Source organism: Neorhizobium populisoli, from assembly GCF_019430945.1.
GTDB classification, from domain to species: domain Bacteria; phylum Pseudomonadota; class Alphaproteobacteria; order Rhizobiales; family Rhizobiaceae; genus Neorhizobium; species Neorhizobium populisoli.
Genome location: NZ_JAHYCB010000004.1, coordinates 598,623 through 620,560, shown reverse-complemented (window position 1 = coordinate 620,560; position 21,938 = coordinate 598,623). Strand labels below are relative to the sequence as shown.

At 61.3% G+C, this 21,938-nt stretch carries 21 protein-coding genes; 14 read left to right on the top strand and 7 right to left on the bottom strand.

What is annotated here, in order from left to right; all coding sequences use genetic code 11:
• Positions 1–40 precede the first annotated feature (40 nt).
• From KX729_RS14000 to KX729_RS13980, 5 genes are read left to right on the top strand one after another with little or no spacing between them, the layout of a single operon-like run.
• Positions 41–1,558, top strand: coding sequence for an ABC transporter substrate-binding protein (locus KX729_RS14000; RefSeq protein ID WP_219743065.1), 1,518 nt, complete (start codon positions 41–43; stop codon positions 1,556–1,558).
• Positions 1,559–1,580: 22 nt separating this feature from the next.
• Entirely contained in the window at positions 1,581–2,621 is a 1,041-nt protein-coding gene (locus KX729_RS13995; protein WP_219743064.1) for an ABC transporter ATP-binding protein, read from the top strand.
• Positions 2,618–3,736, top strand: a complete 1,119-nt coding sequence (locus KX729_RS13990; RefSeq protein WP_219743063.1) for an ABC transporter ATP-binding protein — start codon at positions 2,618–2,620, stop codon at positions 3,734–3,736. Before KX729_RS13995 ends, KX729_RS13990 begins: the two co-directional genes overlap by 4 nt.
• A 4-nt stretch (positions 3,737–3,740) precedes the next feature.
• Positions 3,741–4,682 (top strand): ABC transporter permease, encoded by a 942-nt coding sequence (locus KX729_RS13985; protein WP_219743062.1) that lies wholly within the window; start codon positions 3,741–3,743, stop codon positions 4,680–4,682.
• Positions 4,683–4,735: 53 nt separating this feature from the next.
• On the top strand, positions 4,736–5,578 hold the full coding sequence (locus KX729_RS13980; protein ID WP_219743142.1) for an ABC transporter permease: 843 nt from the start codon (positions 4,736–4,738) through the stop codon (positions 5,576–5,578).
• Positions 5,579–5,661: 83 nt separating this feature from the next.
• Here KX729_RS13980 and KX729_RS13975 read toward each other — a convergent pair whose 3' ends face one another.
• Genes KX729_RS13975 through KX729_RS13945 form a run of 7 tightly spaced genes read right to left on the bottom strand, consistent with a single transcriptional unit; the run spans position 5,662 to position 13,162 of the window.
• Positions 5,662–6,360: a hypothetical protein gene (locus KX729_RS13975; protein WP_219743061.1), complete on the bottom strand. Its 699-nt coding sequence runs from the start codon at positions 6,358–6,360 to the stop codon at positions 5,662–5,664.
• 8 nt (positions 6,361–6,368) lie between these two features.
• Positions 6,369–7,421: an ABC transporter ATP-binding protein gene (locus KX729_RS13970; protein WP_219743060.1), complete on the bottom strand. Its 1,053-nt coding sequence runs from the start codon at positions 7,419–7,421 to the stop codon at positions 6,369–6,371.
• A gap of 15 nt (positions 7,422–7,436) precedes the next feature.
• Positions 7,437–8,279 carry a carbohydrate ABC transporter permease gene (locus KX729_RS13965; protein ID WP_219743059.1) on the bottom strand — a complete coding sequence of 281 codons (843 nt, stop codon included), beginning with the start codon at positions 8,277–8,279 and terminating at the stop codon, positions 7,437–7,439.
• Positions 8,269–9,201 carry a carbohydrate ABC transporter permease gene (locus tag KX729_RS13960; RefSeq protein WP_219743058.1) on the bottom strand — a complete coding sequence of 311 codons (933 nt, stop codon included), beginning with the start codon at positions 9,199–9,201 and terminating at the stop codon, positions 8,269–8,271. Before KX729_RS13960 ends, KX729_RS13965 begins: the two co-directional genes overlap by 11 nt.
• Before the next feature lie 12 nt (positions 9,202–9,213).
• Positions 9,214–10,488 carry an ABC transporter substrate-binding protein gene (locus KX729_RS13955; RefSeq protein WP_219743057.1) on the bottom strand — a complete coding sequence of 425 codons (1,275 nt, stop codon included), beginning with the start codon at positions 10,486–10,488 and terminating at the stop codon, positions 9,214–9,216.
• 26 nt (positions 10,489–10,514) lie between these two features.
• A complete protein-coding gene (locus KX729_RS13950) occupies positions 10,515–12,116 on the bottom strand; it encodes an FAD-dependent oxidoreductase (protein ID WP_219743141.1) in 1,602 nt (533 codons plus the stop codon).
• Between the two features lie 20 nt (positions 12,117–12,136).
• A complete protein-coding gene (locus KX729_RS13945) occupies positions 12,137–13,162 on the bottom strand; it encodes a LacI family DNA-binding transcriptional regulator (RefSeq protein ID WP_219743056.1) in 1,026 nt (341 codons plus the stop codon).
• Positions 13,163–13,268: 106 nt separating this feature from the next.
• On the opposite strand from KX729_RS13945, the gene KX729_RS13940 reads away from it, so the two are divergent.
• The 9 genes from KX729_RS13940 to KX729_RS13900 all read left to right on the top strand — a co-directional run bounded on the left by KX729_RS13940 (position 13,269) and on the right by KX729_RS13900 (position 21,937).
• Entirely contained in the window at positions 13,269–13,934 is a 666-nt protein-coding gene (locus tag KX729_RS13940) for an SGNH/GDSL hydrolase family protein (RefSeq protein ID WP_219743055.1), read from the top strand.
• Between the two features lie 111 nt (positions 13,935–14,045).
• Entirely contained in the window at positions 14,046–14,483 is a 438-nt protein-coding gene (locus tag KX729_RS13935; RefSeq protein WP_219743054.1) for a DUF2231 domain-containing protein, read from the top strand.
• Positions 14,484–14,485: 2 nt separating this feature from the next.
• On the top strand, positions 14,486–16,075 hold the full coding sequence (locus KX729_RS13930; protein WP_376775966.1) for a PQQ-dependent sugar dehydrogenase: 1,590 nt from the start codon (positions 14,486–14,488) through the stop codon (positions 16,073–16,075).
• Between the two features lie 81 nt (positions 16,076–16,156).
• The gene (locus tag KX729_RS13925; protein WP_219743052.1) at positions 16,157–16,489 is read left to right on the top strand and encodes a hypothetical protein; all 333 of its coding nucleotides are present in this window, start codon (positions 16,157–16,159) and stop codon (positions 16,487–16,489) included.
• A gap of 115 nt (positions 16,490–16,604) precedes the next feature.
• Positions 16,605–17,741 carry an HlyD family secretion protein gene (locus tag KX729_RS13920; RefSeq protein ID WP_312991020.1) on the top strand — a complete coding sequence of 379 codons (1,137 nt, stop codon included), beginning with the start codon at positions 16,605–16,607 and terminating at the stop codon, positions 17,739–17,741.
• Between the two features lie 9 nt (positions 17,742–17,750).
• Entirely contained in the window at positions 17,751–19,358 is a 1,608-nt protein-coding gene (locus tag KX729_RS13915) for a DHA2 family efflux MFS transporter permease subunit (protein ID WP_219743050.1), read from the top strand.
• Between the two features lie 111 nt (positions 19,359–19,469).
• Complete coding sequence (gtdA, locus tag KX729_RS13910; RefSeq protein WP_376775965.1) at positions 19,470–20,510, top strand: gentisate 1,2-dioxygenase; 1,041 nt, start codon at positions 19,470–19,472, stop codon at positions 20,508–20,510.
• Positions 20,511–20,555: 45 nt separating this feature from the next.
• Positions 20,556–21,425 carry a fumarylacetoacetate hydrolase family protein gene (locus tag KX729_RS13905; protein ID WP_219743048.1) on the top strand — a complete coding sequence of 290 codons (870 nt, stop codon included), beginning with the start codon at positions 20,556–20,558 and terminating at the stop codon, positions 21,423–21,425.
• Positions 21,422–21,937 (top strand): MarR family winged helix-turn-helix transcriptional regulator, encoded by a 516-nt coding sequence (locus KX729_RS13900; RefSeq protein WP_219743047.1) that lies wholly within the window; start codon positions 21,422–21,424, stop codon positions 21,935–21,937. Before KX729_RS13905 ends, KX729_RS13900 begins: the two co-directional genes overlap by 4 nt.
• The last annotated feature ends 1 nt before the right edge of the window (position 21,938 follow it).

Below are 21,938 nucleotides of genomic sequence, written 5' to 3'. Positions count from 1 at the left end.
AGGCCGTAACAAGAGTTTTAAACAAGAGAGAGGGAATTCGATGAAACCACTTTACCTCGCACTCGCAGCCACGCTGGCATTCGGCGGCATGGCCGCCACTGCAGCGCCGGCCGCCGCTCAGTCCGTCCTCAAGATCGGCCTGCAGGACGACCCGGATACGCTCGACCCGGCAACCAATTGGAGCTTCGTCGGCCGCCACGTTCTGCAGTCGCTCTGCGACAAGATCGTCGATATCGACGAGAACGGCCAGATCATCCCGATGCTCGCTGCCAGCTGGCAGTGGAGCGCCGACAGCAAGACCCTGACGCTGAAGCTGCGCAGTGACGCCGTTTTCCATGACGGCACCAAGGTCGATGCGGCTGCGATCAAGTACAATCTCGAGCGCGCTCTCAACGCCAAGTTCTCCCGCCGCAAGCCGGAAATCAGCGCGATCAACACGGTCGACGTCGTCGATCCGACCACCGTCCAGATCAATCTGAAATCGCCGTCCGTGCCGCTGCTCGCTGCACTCAGCGACCGCGCCGGCATGATCATCAGCCCGGCTGCCGGTGAAAAGCTCGGCGAGAAGTTCACCGACGCTCCGGTGTGCTCCGGCCCGTACAAGTTCGTCGAGCGCGTGGTTCAGGACCGTATCGTCCTTGAAAAGTTCCCGCAGTATTACGACGCCAAGAAGTACAATTTCGACCGCCTGATCTATCGCGGCATGCCGGATTCCAACGTCCGCCTGCTCAACCTGCGTTCCGGCCAGCTTGACCTGATCGAGCGTCTGGCAGCGACCGACGTCGAAGCCGTCAAGAAGGACAAGGCGCTCGCCGTCGATCCGGTCGTCGGTCTCGGTTATTACGGCATCACCTTCAGCATCGGTGGCGAGGGCGCAAACCTCGAAGCCGGCAAGAAGGCCGCCATCCGCGAAGCATTCAGCCTTGCGATCGACCGCGAAGCGATCAGCAATGTCGTGTTCGACGGCCAGGCCTCGATCGGCAACCAGCCGTTCCCGCCGTCGAGCCCGTTCTACGACAAAAAGTTCCCGGTTCCGGCCCGCGACGTCGAAGCCGCCAAGAAGAAGATGGCGGAAGCCGGTGTGAAGTCGGTCGATCTGGAACTCCTCGTTCCGACCGATGCCGAGCGCCAGCAGGTCGCAACGCTGATCCAGGCCATGGTTCAGGAAATCGGCATCAACGTTTCGATCAAGCCGACCGAGCTGATGACGCTGCTCGACATCGCCCGCCAGGGCAAGTTCCAGGCGCACCTCGTCGGCTGGAGCGGTCGTGTCGACCCCGACCTCAACATCACGCCGATGCTCTCCTGCGGTGCGCCGACCAACGACGCGCATTACTGCAACAAGGAGCTCGATGCGAACCTGGAAAAGGCCCGCTCTATCGGTGACGTAGAAGCCCGCAAAGTGGAATACGCCAAGATCGTCGCGACACTCCAGAAGGACCTGCCGATCGTCTACATGTACCATTCGCAGTGGATCTTCGCGCATAACTCCAACATCGTCGGCATGAAGCCTGCTCCGGACGGCATCATCCGCCTGGCTGGCGTCAGCCGTAAGTAATACAAGCTGATCAAAGGCTTCGATGAGCACGTCTCAACATACACTTGAAACCCAGTCAGCCCGATCCGTTCGGGCTGACGACGCGTCTGCGTCGGTGCTGGAAGTCAACAATCTGCGTGTCGTCTTCGAAGGCGATACGCGCACCGTCACCGCCGTGGACGGCGTCAGTTTTTCGGTCAAGAAGGGCCGGACGCTGGCGATCGTCGGCGAATCCGGTAGCGGCAAGAGCGTCACGTCGCTTGCCGTGATGCGGCTTCTGCCCGAACACAGCGCCCGCATTTCCGGCAGCGTCAATTTCGACGGCCGACAGTTGCTCGACGAAACCAAGAGCGGTATGCGCAGCCTGCGCGGCAATCGGCTCGCAATGATCTTCCAGGAACCGATGACCTCGCTCAACCCGTCCCATACGGTCGGCGACCAGATCGAGGAAGTCATCCTGCGCCATCGCCGGATGTCGAAAAAGGAAGCGACCGAACGCGCCATCGCCATGCTGAAGCTGGTGCGCATTCCTTCGCCCGAAACCCGCTATCATCAATATCCGCACAATCTTTCCGGCGGCATGCGCCAGCGCGTGATGATCGCCATGGCGCTCGCCTGCGATCCGGAACTGCTGATCGCCGACGAACCGACGACCGCACTGGACGTGACCATCCAGGCGCAGGTGCTGGAACTGATGCGCGAACTGCAGCAGAAGACCGGCACCGCCATCGTCCTCATCACTCACGATCTCGGCGTCGTGGCGGAATCCTGCGATGACGTGATCGTCATGTATGCCGGCCAGGTGGTCGAGCAGTGTTCCGTCGAGGAGCTGTTCACTTTCCCGCAGCACCCTTACACTGTTGGCCTGCTCGGCTCGCTGCCACGCCTTGATGAAAAGCGCGAGCAGCTCGTCGCTATCACCGGTACCGTTCCGGACATGGCCAATCCGCCTTCGGGCTGTCGTTTCCAGGCGCGCTGTCCGTTCCGCATCGAAAAATGCGCCGAAATGCCTGAGTTGATGGACGTCACCGACGGCCATTTCAGCCGCTGTTGGCGCGCGCCCATGCAGGACCTCGTCCCATGACCCAGACCTCCACCACCCCGATTATCGAAGTCCGTGGGCTCGGCAAGAATTTCGTCGTCAAGCGCACCGTGTTCGGCCGTCCGCTGGCCTCTGTCGGCGCTGTTGATGCCGTCACCCTGAAGCTGATGCCCGGCGAAACGCTGGCGATCGTCGGCGAATCCGGTTGCGGCAAGTCCACGCTCGGCCGATTGCTGATGCGGCTGATCAAGCCGAGCGCCGGCGAAGTGCTGATCGACGGCCAGGACGTCACCAATATCAGCCACTCGGCGATGCGCGAGCAGCGCCGGCATGTGCAGCTGATCTTCCAGGACCCCTATGCCTCGCTCAACCCGCGCATGACGATCGCCCAGACGATTGCCGAGCCGCTGATGCTGCACAATATCGTGCCGGCCAATCAGCGCGCCAAACGCGTCGCCGAGCTTCTCGAAATGGTCGGTCTGCGCCCGGAAACGGCAAACCGCTATCCGCACGAATTCTCCGGCGGCCAGCGCCAGCGCGTCGTCATCGCCCGTGCGCTTGCGTCGGAGCCGAAGGCCATCATCTGCGACGAGGCGGTTTCCGCCCTCGACGTATCGATCCAGGCGCAGGTTCTCAATCTGCTGAAAGATCTGCAGAAACGCCTCGGCCTCGCCTTCGTGTTCATCTCGCATGACCTCGGCGTGGTGAAGCACATCGCCGACCGCGTCGCCGTCATGTATCTCGGCAAGGTGGTCGAGATGGGCACGGCCGACGATATCTTCGCCGCTCCGCGCCATCCTTATACACGCGCCCTGCTCTCGGCCATTCCGGTCGCCGCTCCGCCAAGCCACCAGCGCGCCAAGGCCGCCCGCCTGCATGGTGACCTGCCAAGCCCGCTTTCGCCGCCGGAAGGCTGCCGCCTGCATACCCGCTGTCCGTATGCGCGACCGGAATGCAAGAGCGTCGATATGAAACTAGACGTCGAAGCCAATGGCCATGCCAATACCTGCGCCTTCTGGCGCGAACTGCCGGCGCAGGATGCAGCGGAAATCGCCCGCGAACCGCGCAATCCAAAGCTTGAAAAGCTGTTCGCGGCCTTCGAGGCCATGGCCGCCAAAGCGGCCAATCGTCCGGCCCAGACCGTGGCAGGAGGCTGAACCCATGTCATCGCTTCTCGCACGCCGCCTCCTGCAGCTCATCCCGACGGTCATCCTTCTGTCGCTGATCATCTTCTCGCTGCAGCATCTCCTGCCGGGTGACCCGGCGCTGGTGCTGGCCGGCGAAAATCCGGACGAGGCGACGCTTGCCGCCATCCGCGCCCAGTACCATCTCGATCAGCCGATGCTCGTCCAGTATCTCTACTGGGTTAAGGGCGTCTTCGTCGGTGATCTCGGCGAATCCATGCGCCACAATCGCCCGGTTCTCGAACTCATCCTGCTCAAGCTACCGGTCACCCTGCAGCTCGCGGTCATGGGCATCATCGTAGCCCTGGTGCTCGGCATTGCCGGCGGCGTCATCTCGGCGCTTCGCCAGAATACGCCGATCGACTACGCCACAAACGTCGTGTCGCTGGCCGGCATTTCGCTGCCGAACTTCTGGCTCGGCATCATGCTGATCATGTTCTTCTCGGTAAATCTCGGCTGGCTGCCGGCCTCCGGCTTCGTCAGCCCTTGGGAAGACCTGAGGATGAACCTTGCGACGACGATCATGCCGGCCTTCGTGCTGGGCACCGGCATTGCCGGCGTCATCATGCGCCACACCCGCGGCGCCATGCTGCAGGCGCTGGAAAGCGATTACGTCCGCACTGCCCGCGCCAAGGGCCTCAGCGAATGGGTCGTCGTGTTCAAACATGCTATGCGCAATGCCCTGACGCCGATCATCACGCTCGGCGCGCTGGAATTCGGCGCGCTGCTCTCCGGCGCAGTGCTAACCGAACAGATCTTCACGATCCCCGGTTTCGGCAAGCTGATCGTCGATGCCGTCTTCACCCGCGACTATCCCGTGGTGCAGGGCGTCGTGCTCGTGACCTCGCTGTTCTATATCATCCTCAACCTTCTGGCTGACATCGGATACATCCTCGTCAACCCAAGACTGAGAAGCTGACCGTGCTGACGATCTCCGAAACCAAACCTGTCGCCGCTCCCAAGGGCAACCCGATCACCAACTTCTTCCAGGGGCGCCTGTGGCGGCGGCTGTCGAAGCGCAAGAGCGCGCTCGTCGGCCTCGCCGTTGTGCTGCTCATGGTCTTCGTCGCCGTTTTCGCGCCGCTGCTGGCACCCTACGATCCGGCCGCGCAAAGCTGGACGCTGGTCCGCAAGGCGCCGTCCATGGCGCATTGGTTCGGCACGGACGAAGCCGGCCGCGACATGCTTTCCCGGATCATCTGGGGCGCCCGCGCCTCGCTGCTGGCCGGCCTTACCTCGGTTGCGATCGCCATGGCGATCGGCGTGCCTCTGGGCCTTGCCGCCGGCTTTCTCGGCGGCATCGTCGACGGGCTGATCAGCCGTTTCACCGATGCCATGCTCGCCTGCCCGTTCCTGATCTTGGCGATTGCCTTCGCCGCCTTCCTCGGTCCGAGCCTGACCAACGCCATGCTGGCGATCGGCATCACTGCCACGCCGCTCTTCATCCGCCTGACCCGCGGTCAGGTCCTGTCGATCAAGGCGGAAGAGTATATCGAGGCGGCGAGCGCGGTCGGCAACCCGCAATGGCGCATCGCGGTTCGACATATCCTGCCGAACATCCTGCCGCAGCTGATGGTGCAGGCGACCTTGACGATCGCATCAGCGATCATCGCCGAAGCCAGCATGTCCTTCCTCGGCCTCGGCCTGCAGCCGCCGGCTCCCTCCTGGGGTTCCATGCTGAACTCGGCGCAACGCTTCCTCAGCAATGCACCCTGGATGGCGCTCTGGCCCGGTGTGGCCATCTTCATGACGGTTCTGTCGTTCAACCTGCTGGGCGACGGGTTGCGTGATGCGCTGGATCCGCGTTCGCGATAAGCCCGCGACAGCAAACGTGAATCAAAAAGGCCTGTCTGGACAAATGTCCGACAGGCCTTTTGCATTCGGATTGGTAAGGCGGATCAGTTCACGCGCCGGGCGCTTTCCACGATCGGCCGCACTGCGGCTTCCATGCTCTCGACCGTGGTGCCGGTCACGATGACGCCGAGCAGCGGTGCAGCAATGCCAGCTGCCTTCAACTTCTGCATGTCGGTTGGCGTGAACTTCTTCTGGCTCGGCGCGATGACCGGAATGCCTGCCTTGGTGGTGATCTCACGATAGCGGGCGAGATCGGTCTCATTGAGAGGCTTGCCGTAGTCGGCAAACGAGGCAACGGATGCCTCCATCATCGAACCAGGAATATCGAGGATCTTCTTCAGGTCATCGTCCGTGCTGTTTTCGCCGAGCGCCGGCATGGGACGAAGTCGCGACTGCAGAAGATGCGGGTGCAAGTCGCTGAAATAGATATTGAAACCCTCGAAACCCAGATCGGCGAGCGCATCCATTTCTTCCACACTCGGCACCTTCTCCTGCCCGGCCATCACCAGCAGCGGCACACCTAAAGTCGCGAGCTTTTCATAAAACGGCCGTTCTTCGGCAAAACTTCCGAACGTCGTGCGGGTCGCCCGGTGATAGGCGTTGAGATGCACCTTGATGGCGACGGCTCCTGCCCCGATCGCCGCCTTTGCGAGGTCGAGATCGTGACGCGCCAGCGAGACGATGACGGGAAACTCACCCCCACGCAGAGCCTTGGTGAGCTTGGTTTCTGGATAGACCGGCATGGCGACCCTCAGTTCAGGCGCTGACCGCCATCGGCGGCGAAGAGGTGAATGTTGGCAAGATCCGGGCGAGCGCGGATCGTCTCTCCCGGAGAAAGCCTGACACGCTCGCGAAAAACGCCGGTGACCTGCGTTTCGCCGAGCTTCATCGTCACCTGCGTCTCCGAGCCCATCGGCTCGACAAGGATGATTTCCGCCGGCACGCCGTTATCGTCGAGCGTGAAATGCTCCGGCCGAATGCCGTAGACCGCCTTGCGATCGCGCCATTGATGCGCCGTCTCCGGAAGCGGCAACACGATACCCGGCGCGGCAAAACCTTCTGCCGTGATCGTGCCGTTCAGGAAGTTCATCGAGGGGGAGCCGATGAAGCCCGCCACGAACTGATTGGCCGGCCGGTCATAAAGATCGAGCGGCGCGCCGATCTGCTCCACCCTTCCGCCGTTGAGCACGACGATCTTGTCGGCCATGGTCATGGCCTCGACCTGATCGTGGGTGACATAGACGGTGGTGGTTTTTAGCTTCTGGTGCAGGCTCTTGATTTCGCCGCGCATCACGACGCGCAGTTTGGCGTCGAGGTTCGACAGCGGTTCGTCGAACAGGAAGACCTGTGGATCGCGGACGATCGCCCGCCCCATGGCGACGCGCTGCCGCTGGCCGCCGGACAACTGGCGGGGGTAACGGTCCAGCAGATGCGTCAGGCCGAGGATATCGGCCGCCCATTTCACACGCTCGGCGATCTGTGCCTTGCTAGTGCCCCGATGCTCCAGCGAGAAGCCCATATTGGTGGCCACCGTCATATGCGGATAGAGCGCATAGTTCTGGAAGACCATGGCGATGTCGCGGTCCTTGGGATCAAGATCATTGACCACGCGTCCGCCGATCCTGATGTCGCCGCCGGTGATCGTCTCCAGCCCGGCGACCATCCGAAGCAGCGTTGACTTGCCGCAGCCGGAGGGGCCGACCAGCACCACGAACTCACCGTCGCGGATTTCGAGATCGACGCCATGGATGATATCGACGGCACCATAGCTCTTGCGGACATTCGAAAGGGTAACTTCAGCCATGAGAAATCCGGTTCTTCAGCCCTTCAGGCCGGTATGCGCGAGCCCTTCGACGAACTGCTTCTGCGCGATGATGAAGACGATGAGGACGGGCAGTGCCGTCAGTGTCGCGGCGGCAAGCTGGATGTTCCACATCGGCCCGCCATAAGCGTCGGTATATTGGGTCAGCGCCTGCGGCAGCGTGAACTTGTCGGCGCTGGAAAGGAACACGATCGGTTCGAGGAACAAATTCCAGGAATGCAGGAAGGTGAAGATCGCCACCGATGCCAGCGCCGGCTTGGCGAGCGGCAGGGCGATCTTGTGAAAGATCTTGAAACGGCCAAGGCCATCGACGCGCGCCGCCTCTTCCAATTCGTTCGGCAGCGTCACGAAGAACTGCCGCATCACGAAAGTGGCGAAGACGCTCGGCGCGCCGAAGATCGGCACCAGGATCAGCGGCCAGTGGGTGTTCACCATGCCGGCCTTCAGAAACATCTGGAACAGCGGCACGATCGTCACTTCCGACGGGATCAGCAGACCGAGCAGCACGATCATGAAAATCGTGTTGGCGAACGGAAACCTAATCCGCGCGAAGGCATAACCGGCCATCGACGAGATCACCATCGTGCCTATTGTCACCGCCGCGGCGATATAGGCCGAGTTCCAGTATTGCTGCACGAAGGGCTGCAGTTCGAAGACCTTCGAATAGGTTGTCCAGTCGTAGTGTTGCGGGATGAACTGCGGCGGGAAAGCGAAGATATCGCTGATCGGCTTGACCGATGACGTGACCATCCACCAGGTCGGGAAGACGAAGGGGATGAGCAGCACGCACATCAGCCCGTAAAGCGCGGTCTTCATGCGCGGGGAGAGTTCAGCTTTCATAAAAGACGATCCTCTTGCGCATCTGCCACTGGGCGAAGGTCAGCACCGCGACGATGACGAACAACACAATGGAGAGCGTCGAGCCGTAACCAAAGAGATGGAACTGGAAGGCCTGCTGGTAGAGGTAATAGACAAGCACGGTCGTCGACATGCCCGGCCCGCCCTGGGTCAGCACCGCGATCTGCGCAAACACCTGCAGCGAGCCGACGATGGTGATGATCGAGGTGAGCAGGATGGTCGGGCTGATCAGCGGCAGGGTGATGCGGCGGAACTGCTTGAAACGCGGCGCTCCATCAATGCGGGCTGCCTCGTAAAGCTCGTTCGGCACGCCCTGAAGCGCCGCCAGAAACAGGATCATGTTGAGGCCGACATTCTTGAAGACCTGTACAACGATGACGGAGATCATCGCAGTGGTTTCCTCACGCAGCCAGTTCGGTCCCTCAATGCCGACGAGAAGCAGCACACCGTTGATGCCGCCGTTCTTCTGCAGGAGAAAACCCCAGACGATCGTCCAGGCCACCAGCGAAACGACGACCGGCGAGAAGAACAGCGTGCGGAAAATGGTGATGCCGGCGAGCTTCTGGTTCAAAAGCACCGCCAGCAGCAGCGCCAACGACATGTTGAGAACGACGAGCCCGGCGGAAAAGATCGCGGTCGCGCCCAGCACTTCGAGGAGGTTCGTGTCCTCCATCAGCATCTGGTAGTTCTGCGCGCCGGTATAGGTAAAGGTGTTCGCCAGCACATTCCACTCGTGCAGCGAATACCAGAATACGAGGCCGAGCGGGATCAGCACGAAGGTGATAATGCCGATCAGTTGTGGGGCGATGAAGAGGAAACCGGCGAGACTGTCGCGCCGGGCAATCGTCCAGAAGGGCGATGAGGAGCGGCCCTCCGGCGTTGCATGATCCTGCGCGACAGCCATCCGTTTATCCCCTTAGCGCTTCAGCAGCGGGTTGATCTGGCCGCAGATCTTTTGCAGCGAACCGGCAATATCCGCATCCGGACGCCAGACGGCATCGAGACCGGAACGCACCGCCTGTTGGATCTGCGCAAAGCCCGTATGACCAGGAATGACCTTGCCGGTGGCGATGCCGCCGATGACGACCTTGTCGATCTGTTCTTGGGTGAGCAGCGGGTTGGTCTTCTTCAAGACTTCCGCGTTGAGCAGCGACTTGCGGGCCGAGGGGAAGAACTGGCTGAGCTTGGCCGAGTTTTCCGGGTTCGTCATATAGGCAACGAATTCGGCCGCCGTCTTGGCGTTCTTGCCCGCCTGCATGACGCCGATACCGGCCTGGCCGATCAGTGCATATTCACCTGCCGGACCCTTCGGCAGCGGTACGAGGTCCCAGGCGAAGGGCTTTTCCTTCGGCAGAAGCGAGGCACGGCTGATCTGGGTGATCGTCATCGCCGCATTGCCGGCGAAGAAATCGACGTTTTCACCGGGTCCCGGTATCGCCTTTTTCTTGAAGATGGCGTTGTGGATGGTGGTCAGCGCATCGACCATCGGCTTTTCGGTCATGGTGCAAGTCTTGCCGTCGGCGCTCCAGGGCGAGGCACCCCAGCCGTTCCAGACGGAAGCGAGGTTCTGCCAGACCTGGTAGTTGAAGTCGCGGACGATCAGGCCGCCCTTGCCCGGCGTCTGGCCAACGGCGGACGCGGTGGCGAGGGCATTCTCCCAGGTCCACTGGCCGGCGGCGATCATCTCGGCAGGTGTCTTGGCGCCTGCGGCCTTGATGACGTCGTTGTTGACGAACATGGCAAACGGCGAGGTGGAGAAAGGATAGGCGTAAAGCTTGCCGTCCTTCGTCCAGCGTTCTGCAGCCGTGGCGCTCAGTTCCTCGGCATTGTAGTCCTTGGTGGCCTTCAGCGTATCGCTCAGCGGGAAGAGAGCGCCGGAGTTGACGAAGTCATAGGCGGCGGTCTCGAAGATCCAGGCCATGTCCGGCGCGTTGCCGCCGGCGATCTGGGTGGTGAGCGCCGTCGTATAGGTATCGAACGGCAGCGACTCGTAGGTCACCTTGACGTTCGGATGATCCTTCGAGAAGCCGGCGGCGATCTCGTTGAACAGCTTCAGATGCGCCTCGTTGGCGCTCCAGATCGTCATGCGCAGGTTGACGGCATCCTGGGCGTGGGCCATGCCCGTGAAGCCCAGCGGCACGGCGATGGCCAGAGCCGCCACCGCCGATTTCAGTTTGCTGTGATAGTTCATTCCCTTATCCTCCTCCAAAGATTGGTTCAGTAAGCGCCGATATGCGGCCAGCGGATTTCGACGCCTTCGCGGGTCAGTTCCTGCTGGAAATCCGTGAGATGTTTGTCGTCGGCCTGCACCTGATGCGGCTTCAAGCCCTTCTCCAGGCAATAGGCGGCGAGCATGCCGGCGGCCTCGCCGACATTCCATTCGACCGGATGCAGGCGGTAGCAGCCATTGGTGATGTGGGTGGTGCCGATGTTCTTGCCGGCGGCGATGAGGTTCTTCATCCTCTGCGGCAGCAGGCTCCCGAGCGGGATTTCGAACGGGCAGGACGGCACGTCGATATAGTTGTCGCCGCCGGTCGAGGGATGCAGGTCGATGCGGTACATGCCGATGCCGATGCTGTCGCGATAGTTCACCGCGCCCGTGGCACCACGCACTGCTTCTGACATGTCCTGCTCGACGATGCGTGTGACCGGCTTCAGGCGGCGGCCTTCACGGATGTAAGGCGCCATGGCGAGCCCATGTTCGGTGCCGGTAATGTCGCCGCGCAGGCGCAGGCCGCGATAGCCCTGCCCGCCATCGACGCGCGGCGCTTCCGTCTGCAGCCAGTAGAAGACCGAATATGAAAGATCGGCCGCCGACTTCAGGTGCCGCGCCTTTTCCTCTTCCGACACGTCGATGATCGTGCCATCCATATAGTCGATCATCGGCCAATTCACGAAGCAGATGTCGGACTGGTAGAAACCGGGGGTAAAATTACCGCGCGCCGCGATGCGGCGGAACAGCCAGAGGTTTTCGTCGCCGCCGCCCTTGCGCTGGTCGGCATCGACCAGCAGCGGGTTGTCGTCCACATTCGGCGTGAAGGAACGGGTGGTGAATTCCAGCGTGCGCGGATGCGGCGCCGTGAAACCCAGCAGCGGCCCGCCCCAGAAATGCGGCTGGTACTTTTTCCAGTAATCGTAGTTTTCCGGCTTGTCGATCGTCTGGTCGCCATCGACGCAATCGACCGCGAAGCAGACGGAAACCGCCTGGACGTTATCCGGCTGCGCCTGGCTCGGCGCGCTCGGCTCGCCCGTATCAGACTGCGCTTCGAAGCCCTTCACATATTCCGTGCCGGTCATCGGCAGTAGATCGCCAAGTTCGGTCGCATCGAGAACGTAGTCGGCCGAGATGACGATTTCCCGATCCGTATCGCGATGACGGACGGTGACGGAGCGCACCGTGTCGCCATCCACATCCGCCGCAACCGGCCGATAAGGCTGCAGCACCGTCAGGCGGCCAGCGCCGCGATAAGGCATCAACATCGCTTCCATGACGGCAAGGCTGACGCGCGGCTCGGCGCAGATGCGGCTGACCCAGCCACCGCCCGGATTGAGGTCACCCCAGGCGCGCGCGCCCTCGGTCAGCGGATAGTTGTCACGGTAATACTGGCGGATGCCGTTGCGCAGCTTGCGATAGGAACGGGTGATGCCGAACTGCTCGACCCAGGTATGTTCATCAGAGGGCACCGCCTGGCTGGTCGACTGACCGCCGATCCAATCGAATTCCTCGGTCATGATAACGCTTTTGCCGGCCCGGCAGGCGCCGAGCGCTGCCGCCACGCCGCCGAGGCCGCCGCCGACCACCAGAATATCCGCTCGCATCTCTTTTGCAGGCATTTCACTCACGTCCGTTTGTTTGCGAGGGTTTGCCCCTCGACCGGTTCACAGGTCAGAAGAATTTGTTCGACGGGAGCATCGCCTTCGATGCGCCGCACCAGCATGGCCGTCGCCTGCCGCCCCATTTCCTCGCGGGGAATGTCGAAGGCGGTAAATTGCATATGGCTGCGTTCGGCCCGCACATGGCTGCCGAGCACGATGGCCGAGAAATCGTCGGGAACCGAGAGCCCCCTCGCCCGCGCCACCGCCTCGACGCGCACCGCGTCGGCCAGTTCGACGAAAAAGACGGCGGTCGCGCCGCTTGCAACGATCGCATCCAGCGTTTCATCGGCCGCTCCGCCGACTTCATCCAAATGCAGGACCAGTTCGGCACCCGCCGTGATTGCCTCGGCAAAGCCGCGCCAACGGTCGATAACGGATTCGGCCGAACCGCTTGGCCCGACATAGGCAAGTTTCTCATGGCCGAGCGCCCAAGCCTTTTCCACCAGCGCTCGGGTGGCGTTCGCATAATCGCCGCCGACGTAAGGAACGGGTCCGCCAGCGTCCTCACGTCGGCCGATCGCCACGAACGGGTAATCGCCGGTGACGAGCCTTTTCAGTTCTTCGCGGTCAAATTCGCGGCCGAGCACGAGGCAGCCGTCGGCGATCCTCAAGCGGTTGCCATCGGCAAAAATCTTGCGCTCCCGGCCAACACCGGCGCCGGTCAGCAGCAACAGATCGTAATTCTGCGCCTGCGCCTCTTCCTCAATGCCCAGCAGGAAGGGCGTGAAGAAATCCGCTTGCGCACTCGGAAAAGCTGGCTCGTAGGTGAAGACGCCGAGAATGCGGTTGAGGCCCTTGGCCATGCGCCGCGCGATCGGATCGGCCACGTAACCTGTCGTGCGGATGACGTGCTGAACGCGCTCGCGAGTTTCCTGCGGAATGCGCGCCAGGGCTGTCGGCGCACCGTTCAGCACAAGCGAGACGGTTGCCTGACTGACGCCGGCAAGTTTCGCAATATCGTGCTGGGTCAAGCGCTTAGTGCCCGCCACGCAACATCCTCCCCTTCTCCTCTTGACTGCTAATGCGTATTAGCAGCTAATACGTATAAACAAGATTGAGCGGTCTGCTGTCAAGCGGGAAAATACGGGAGTGCCGATGCAATTCGGGGAGCATTTGAAAACGCTGGGAATTTCCGGCACCCGCGTGTTCGGCGACAGCATCACCGCCGGTTTCAACGCCAGCCAGCCGCATCTCGCCTGGCCGGCTTTGTTTGCCGCTGATGTCGATGGATTCCCGATCCGCAACCACGCAATCCCCGGTACGGTGCTGCAGGGCTCACGACCGGCGGATGGCAAGCCGCGAGCGGACAACGGCATCGGGCGTTTTCAAACCGCGCTTCTGGATGGACCGCATCGCGATGCGATTCTCATCCTCTACGGCTACAACGATGCCCGTTATACGGCAGCACCGGAGACGATGAACGTCCGCAGCTTCGTTCGCGACTATACAAGGCTGGTTGAAACATTGATCGAGGCCGGTCATGCGGAACGGTTGGCAATCGGCAGCCCGCCCTATATTCCCGATGCAGGTTTCTCGATCGGCAGTGCAGGTTTCATCGGCCAGACAAGGGTCGGTTTCGAGGATTATGTCGAAGCCGTAAGCGCATTGGCGCGACGGTTTTCGATCTTTTACGCGCCGGTCTACGAGATCATGAATGCGCAAGGAGATGGCATGCTTGCCTCGCCCGATCTCACTCATCCCAACGATGCCGGTCATCGCGCCATATTCGAGGCTTTCCTGAGCGCTGAAATCCGCCGCTAGTTCGATTGTGCAGCAGATTTACATGCCGGCGGAAGTCACCAGCCTGGCGGAACAAATTCCCATATCTGCGGGTTGAATGGCATCTCCAGCTCTTATCCCAGGGAGCATGCCATGGCTGTACTATCCTCCAATGATCGCGACTCCGCCGCCTACCCGATCCAGTCGCTTTTCGTACCGTTTCCTTTCGTCTGTTTCACGCTGGCGCTCGCCACCGATATCGCCTTCTGGCAGAGCAACAATCTAATGTGGCAGAATTCCTCCGCCTGGCTGCTGTTTGCCGGATTGGTGTTCGGCGCGATCGGCGTTCTGGCCGGCCTGATGGATCTCGTTCGGCCCCGCACCCGCCCGCTGCGTCCGGCTTTCCTGACGGCGCTTCTCTACCTCATCATTCTCGCGCTCGCGTTCGCCAACAGCCTCGTGCATGCCGGCGATGGATGGACCGCTGTGGTTCCCTACGGACTGGCGCTCTCCGCCGTCACCTTCGTGCTCTGCCTCATGGCCGCTGCCGTTTCTGCCCGCAAATATGCCAGACTGGCCTGGAGGATCTGATGATGAAGACGTCCCTTATTCTCGGCGTTTCGGTTCTGTCGCTGTCTCTCGGTTTCGGCGCGGCGGCGCAGGACGCGAAGTTCGATCTTTCCCAGCAGATCGGACCGGACCCGGTCCTGCCCGAACCGTCACCATCCTTGATGCCCGACCTGAAGGTCGCCGAAGTGGTCGGATGGAAAGAGAACGAGGCGCCCAAGGTCCCGGACGGTTTGAAGGTAACGCCTTATGCCAAGGACCTTGCCAACCCGCGCACCGTTCATACCCTGCCGAACGGCGACGTCCTCGTAATCCAGTCCCGCGGACCGGAAGGCGAACCGACCTCGCGGCCGAAGGATTTTATCCGTGGCTGGATCATGGCGATCGCCCATGGCGGCGGTGGCGGCGAGCAGAAAGAGAGCAACATGATCACCCTGTTGCGCGATACCAATCGCGATGGCACGGTGGACGAACGGCATGACCTTCTGAAAAAGCTCGATTCGCCGTTCGGTGTCGCCTGGGTGGACAACACGCTCTATGTCGCGACCACCAGTGCCATCCTCGCTTATCCTTACGAGCTCGGACAGAACGAGATTTCAGGCCAGCCGAAGGTTCTCATCCCGCTGCCCGGCGGTCCGATCAATCATCATTGGACCAAGGATCTGGCGCTCAGCCCCGATGGCAAGATGCTGTATGTCTCGGTGGGCTCGAATTCCAATATTGTCGAAAACGGTCTGGAAGCCGAAAAGGGTCGTGCCGCAATCTGGCAGGTCGACCGACAGACGGGTGCAGCCCGCGTCTTCGCATCCGGCCTGCGCAACCCGAACGGCCTCACCTTCAATCCGGAAACCGGCGCACTCTGGACCGTCGTCAACGAACGCGACGAACTCGGGCCAAATCTCGTTCCGGATTATATGACGTCGGTAAAGGATGGCGGTTTCTATGGCTGGCCCTGGAGCTATTACGGCAAGCATGTCGATGCCCGTGTCAACCCGACCCGCCAAGACATGGTCGATAAGGCGACACCGCCGGATTACGCGCTGTCCAGTCACGTTGCGGCGCTTGGGCTGACTTTCTCGATGAATTCCGCGCTGCCGGCAGCCTATGCCAACGGCGCCTTCATTGGTGAACACGGCAGCTGGAACCGCGACAGTTTCAACGGCTACAAAGTTGTCTTCGTGCCGTTTCAAAACGGCAAGCCAAACGGCAAAGCGCAGGACGTCGTCACCGGCTTCCTGGACGGCGACAAGACGCGTGGTCGTCCCGTTGGCGTCGGGATCGATGGAACAGGTGCTCTTCTGGTAGCAGACGATGCCGGCAATACGCTTTGGCGCGTTGCGTCGGCAGACGGCAAGGTCACGCCGCAGCCCATCGGCACCGATCAGGTTTCCGCCAGTCAGCAGGTCTCCTCGACGGAAAAGACCGGTCGCCTGCCGGATGCTGCGCTCAGTGTAAGCCGGGAAACCACCGCTTCCACGACGACTTCCAATGCTGCACCCGCAGCACAGACACCCGCTTCCGCCGATGAGCGCCTGACGGGGCAGGAACCGCTTTCCGGTCAGCCGGACAAGTTCTTGCCGGCTCAGATGCAGGTTGCCCCGGCAACCGGTCCCTGAGGCGGATAGCTCGGCTGGGAACCTATATTGTGACGGAACGACTGGCTATGCATCGGGTTGACCTCCAAAGGAGGCAATCCGATGCAGACAAAAATCCGTAAACTCCCAGCAATTTTAGCCCTGCTGCCTCTTATGGCGGCGGGCTTTTCATTTTTACCCGCAGCTTATGCTCAAACCTCCCCGTCTGGAAAATGCGTTGCTCCGGTTCCGCCTGGTCCTGGCCAGAATAACGGACACACCGACAATTCGCAGGATCTTGCTCAAAAGCTGGATAGCTGCAACGGCGAGCTGAAAGCCCCGCCTGTCGGCGACGGCCAGATGGTGGAGCCGGCCCCTGATACGGGCAATTCTCGCGTCATCAAGCCGGGCGAAGTGCCGAGCAACAACAATCCCTCGAACGGCTCGGGCGGCTAACGCGGCATGCGTGAACAAATGTCGCCGATCTGAGCGGCAGCCCGCCACCGGCTGGAACCTTAAGCGACGTGCCACGTTGCAAATGCTTCCCTCAGCCAATTTTCAGAGGCATATCGTGGCCCAAGCTCAGCGCGCCGTTCCTGAAGACGAAGCGAAGCAACCCACCGATCAAGCCCCCACAGCGGAGGCCAAACAGGAAGAGAAGAAGCCCTCGATTATCCGCCGTCATCCATTCTGGGCGGCACTCGTGGTGCTCCTGCTGATCGCGTTCGGTGTCGGCGCCTATTTCGTCTGGCTTATCTATTTCCATCCCTACGAATCGACTGACGATGCCTTTGTCGATGCGCGCAGCTTCTCGCTGGCGGCAAAGGTTTCCGGTTATCTCGATGAGGTGAGTGTCACCGACAACGCCCATATCGCAGCCGGCGCAGTGATCGCTAAAATAGCGCCACGTGACTACCAGATCGCAATCGATCAGGCGCAGGCCCAGGTGGAATCCGCCAGGGCGGCGATCGCCAATGCCGCCGCACAGATAGACGTGGCGTCGGCGGCCATAGATGAGGCGAAGGCGCGGGAGACATCATCTGCCGCCGCGCTTCAATTCGCAAAAGACGAAGCTGATCGCCAGCGCCAGCTGCAACAGGGCGGCGCCGGCAGCCTGCAGACCTCGCAGCAGGCAGAATCGAGCCTTCGACAGGCGCAGGCCGCCCATACGGAAGCGCAGGCCAACATCAGTTCGGCGACGAAGAGCAAGGTTGCGGCGGAAGCGCAGCGCAACAGTGCCCAAGCCAGCCTGAAGCAGGCCGAGGCCCAGAAGGAAAGCGCCGACCAGAATTTGAACTACACCACGCTGACGGCGGCCCAGCCAGGCCGTGTGGTGAAGATCAGCGGCGCGAAAGGCCAGTTTGTCGAAGCCGGCCAGGCGATTGCGATGTTCGTGCCGGACGAGATTTGGGTGACCGCCAATTTCAAGGAGACCCAGCTTGCCGACATGCGACCCGGCCAACCGGTGGATTTGACCATCGATGCCTATCCGGACCACATCCTGCGCGGAAAAATAGATTCTGTGCAGCCCGGTTCGGGCACTGCCTTTTCGCTGTTGCCGGCGGAAAATGCCACCGGCAATTATGTGAAAGTAACCCAGCGCGTGCCGGTGAAGATCGTCGTCGATCAATGGCCGAAGGACGTTTCGATCGGCCCCGGCATGTCTGTCGTTCCAACCGTTACCGTTCGCCCCAGAAGCCAGAATTGAGGACCTGACATGGCGACTGCGGCAATAACAGGCGGACCCGGCGCGAAAGCGGCCCGGCGCAGTACCAATCCATGGCTGGTTGCGATCGTCGTGGCGCTCGCAGTCTTCATGGAAGTGTTGGACACCACCATCGCCAATGTGGCGTTGCGCTACATTTCCGGGGGGCTGGCGATCAGCTCGGACGAGGCGTCATGGGTGGTCACCACCTATCTCGTCTCCAACGCCATCGCGCTGATAGCCTCCAGCTTCATCGCCCAGCGTTACGGCCGTAAGCAGTTCTATCTCGTGTGTCTGGCGATGTTCACCATCGCGTCCATCATGTGCGGATTGGCCTGGGACCTGCCTTCGCTGCTCTTCTTCCGCATGATTCAGGGTTTTGCAGGCGGCGGCATGGTGCCAGTTTCGCAGTCGATTTTGACAGATGCCTTTCCGCCCGCCAAACGCGGTCAGGCCTTTGCCATTTTCGGCGTCGCAGTGGTCGTGGCGCCCGTCGTCGGGCCGACGCTCGGCGGCTGGCTCTCCGACAATTTCTCCTGGCACTGGTGTTTCCTGATCAATGGCCCGGTCGGCGTCTTTGCCTTCATCCTGGTCTATTTCCTCGTCAACGAATCCGAAGAAACCGAGAAAAAGCGGCAGGAGATGCGCCGAAAAGGCATCCGTTTCGACATCGTCGGCTTCCTGCTGGTTGCAACTTTCCTCGGTTCGCTGGAACTGGTGCTCGATCGCGGACAGATCGAAGACTGGTTCGATTCCACCTTCGTCACCGTTGCAACGATGATCTGTGTCGCAGCGCTGGCAGCCTCCATTCCTTGGCTGTTAACTGCGAAGAACCCGGCTGTAGATGTGCGCCTCATTGCGACCCGGCAATTCGGTTCCTGCATGATCGTCATGCTGGCCATCGGCGCCATCCTGATCGCCACAACCCAGTTCGTGCCGCAGGTCCTTCAAGAGAACTACGGATACACCGCAACCTGGGCAGGACTGGCGCTCTCGCCCGGCGGACTTGTCACCATGGTCATGATGTTCATGGCGGGCCAGCTTACCTCACGTTTCCAGCCGAAATACCTGATCGCCATCGGCGCCACCATCATCGCGTTCTCGATGTACGATATGACCCGGCTCAGCCCAGACGCCGATTTTGGCTTCTTCGTCTGGTCGCGCTGCATCCTTGGCCTCGGTCTGCCGCTGATCTTCATCCCGATCACTGCCGCTTCTTATGACGGCTTGAGGCCGGATCAAACCGACCAGGCCTCGGCGCTGATCAACGCCGCGCGGAATACAGGCGGCTCGATCGGTGTGTCGGTTGCCTCGAATGTGCTGGCTCATCGCGAGCAATGGCATCAAAGCCGGTTGGTGGAGCATATCAACCCGACCGACCCTGCCTTTCACGAGGCGATGCGCGGCATGCAGGGCTTCTTTATGGAACGCGGCGCCTCTATGGCCGATGCGCAAGGTCAGGCCATGGGCCTGATCGGCAAACAAGTCGGACTGCAGGCAAGTTATCTCGCCTATATCGACGTGTTCTATGTGTTGGCGATCATCTCCGCGCTTGCCGTGCCGTTGGCGCTGATCCTGCGCAACGTCAATCTCAAGGCCGGTGGCGGCGGAATGCATTGAGCCGATCGAACCGCATCAAACCATAAAGGCGACATTGACGCATTTCAGATAATTAGTATACCTTACGATCTGAGGCTGGAGGAGCCTTCAGAGGAGGATTTCATGCACGGGATCGATGCACCCACCGCCGCCAAGCGCGAGGAATTTTACGGTCGTCTCAAGCCGCATAACATGGCGCCCCTCTGGGAAGTCATGAAGGGCATGCTGCCGCCGGAGCCGACATCCAAGGCGCAGGCGCATCGGTGGCGCTATGACGAAATCCGTCCGCTGATCCTAGAATCCGGCAGCCTGCTGACCGCCGAAGAGGCCGAGCGACGGGTGCTGATCCTCGAAAATCCGGCCTTCCCCGGCCAGTCGCGCGCAACCTCGACGCTTTACGCCGGCATCCAGATCATCATGCCGGGCGAAGTGGCGCCAGCCCATCGCCATACGCCGTCGGCGTTGCGTTTCATGCTGGAAGGCACCGGCGCCTACACCTCTGTCGGCGGCGAGCGCACCCGCATGGCCTTCGGCGATTTCGTCATCACCCCCGTCTGGGCCTGGCACGACCACGGCAATGACGGCTCCGATCCGGCCGCCTGGCTGGACGGGCTCGACGTGCCGATGATCGCCTTCTTCGAAGCGGTCTTCCGCGAAGATTCCGGTGAAACCGAGCAGGAACTGTTGCGGCCAGAAGGCGACAGCCTCGCCCGTTTCGGCTCCGGTATGCTGCCGATCGACGGCACCAGTCCCTATGGCCAGACAACGCCGATCTTCAACTATCCTTATGAGCGCAGCCGCGAAGCGCTGTTCCGGGCATCGCGCGGCGAGAAGATCGATGCGCATATCGGCACGACGCTACGCTACTCCAACCCGCTCGACGGCGGCTGGACGATGCCGACGATGTCTGCCTGGCTCAGCCATTTCCCGAAGGGCATGGAGACAGCCAATATCCGTTCCACCGACCATATCGTCATGTGCATCGCCGAAGGCACCGGCTCGATCACCGTCGGCGCGAAGACCTTCGATTTCGGCCCGAAGGACGTCATCGTCGTGCCGGGCTGGGCCTGGCGTTCGTTCAAGGCAAACGAAGACGTCGTCGTCTTCTGCTTCTCCGACCGCGTGGCGCAGGAGAAGCTCGGTTATTTCCGCGAGGACCGCGTCCGCGCTTAACGCGGATTGCTTCACCCCTATTTCAAGAATATCGAGGAGAGAAAAATGCGTTTCTGTCGCTTTGACGATAATCGGCTGGGCGTGGTGATCGGCGACGAGGTGAAGGATGTCACCGCCGTGCTCGACCGCCTGCCGAGCTATCGCTATCCCTTCCCGCATGGCGACCAGCTGATGGTGAACTTCGCCGAACTGCGCCCAGTCATGGAAGAAATGGCCAAGACCGCGCCTTCGAAGAAGCTCGCCGATGTCGCGCTTCTGAGCCCGATCGCCAATCCCGGCAAGATCATCGGTGCCCCGGTCAACTATCGCCTGCATCTCGACGAGGTGCTGGACAGCGACCAGCTGCATCACGGCATGAAGATCAAGCCGATCGCCGAGGCCGGCGTGTTCCTGAAGGCGACAAGCTCGCTGATCGGACCGTCGGAAGGCATTGTCGTCGACTGGAACGACCGCCGCACCGACCACGAGATCGAACTGGCCGTCATCATCGGCAAAAAGGGTTTTCGCATTTCTGAAGCCGACGCACTGGATTACATCGCCGGCTACGCGATCTGCTACGACATCACCATCCGTGGCCCAGAAGAGCGCAGCTACCGCAAGTCTCTCGATACGTTCAGCGTGCTCGGCCCCTATGTGGTGACAACCGACGAGATCGCCGATCCGAACAATCTCGATTTCGAACTGACGATCGGCGGCGAGACGCGCCAGAAGTCGAATACCAAGATGCTGATCTTCAACATCCAGAAGCTCATCGAATTTGCCTCCAAGGCCTATACACTGCACCCTGGCGACGTAATCATGACCGGCACGCCGGAAGGCGTCGCACCGATAGCCGCCGGTGACGTGCTGCATGGCACGTTCGAAGGCATCGGCTCCATGGACGTGAAGGTCTACGACAACTGGGCCACGAAATGAGCCTCGATCCGAAGGCGCCGGAACAGGAGGGCGGGCCGGAAAACCCCGCCCCCGTCCTCCTTGACGGCGTCGTCGGCATCCGCATCAGGCGGCTGCAGGCATTGTTCAGCGGCCATTGGCAAAGCTGGTTTCGCGCCCGTGGTCTCGTGGTTACACCGGTTCAAGGTGGCGTTCTTCTTCTCATCCGGCATCACCCAGGCATCAGCCAGATTGCGCTCGCAAGGCGGCTGAGGATCGAGCCGCCGACTTTACTGCAATCGCTGACACCTCTCGTCAATCAAGGTCTCGTCGAGCGTGATCGCTCGGCCGAAGACGGCCGTGTTTATGAACTGCGGCTGACCCAGGCAGGCAGCGAGGCTGCGGCGATGGTCGAAACATCCACGCCGAAGCACGAGGCGGATTTGCTGCGCGCTCTTTCGTTCGAAGAGCGCCAGGCTTTTCTTGCATTGCTGGACAAGGCCATAGCAGGCGCAGAAACCGCGATCGACGAGCCGGGCGCAGGCATCCGATAGC